At 60.7% G+C, this 606-nt stretch carries 1 protein-coding gene; it reads left to right on the top strand.

The window, feature by feature from the left end; all coding sequences use genetic code 11:
* Positions 1-606 (top strand): IS3 family transposase (locus tag H4J77_RS19600; protein ID WP_182250141.1); only part of this gene is annotated, 606 nt, incomplete at both ends.

The raw sequence follows: 606 nt of genomic DNA, 5'->3' as shown, positions 1-606 counted from the left end.
AAGGAGACGCCGTGGCCCGCTGCACGGTCGAGCGGTTGATGCGACGACTTGGCCTGCGCGGAGTCCGGCGTGGCAAGATCGTCCGCACCACAGTCAGCGACCACAAGGCTCCGTGCCCGCTGGACAAAGTGAACCGGCAGTTCCGAGCCGACCGACCGAATCAGTTGTGGGTGTCCGACTTCACCTATGTTTCCACTTGGCAAAGCTGGCTGTACGTGGCCTTCGTTGTGGACGTCTTTGCCCGGCGCATTGTCGGCTGGCGGGTGAGCCCATCGATGACAACCGACTTCGTGCTGGATGCGCTGGAACAAGCCTTGTACGAACGTCAGCCTGAACGCGGTAGCCACCTGATCCACCATAGCGATCGCGGGTCGCAATACGTCAGTATCCGCTACAGCGAACGGTTGGCCGAGGCTGGCGTGGAGCCGTCGGTAGGCAGCAAAGGGGACAGCTACGACAATACCCTGGCTGAGACGATCAACGGCCTGTACAAGGCCGAAGTGATCCACAGACGCTCGTGGCGCAATCGTGAGCAGGTGGAACTGGCCACGCTCCAATGGGTGCATTGGTTCAATCACCAGCGACTGCTCGAACCCATCGGATATA

It is taken from the genome of Pseudomonas sp. 5Ae-yellow (assembly GCF_014077575.1).
GTDB lineage: Bacteria > Pseudomonadota > Gammaproteobacteria > Pseudomonadales > Pseudomonadaceae > Halopseudomonas > Halopseudomonas neustonica.
This window is presented reverse-complemented; position numbering and strand designations above follow the sequence as displayed.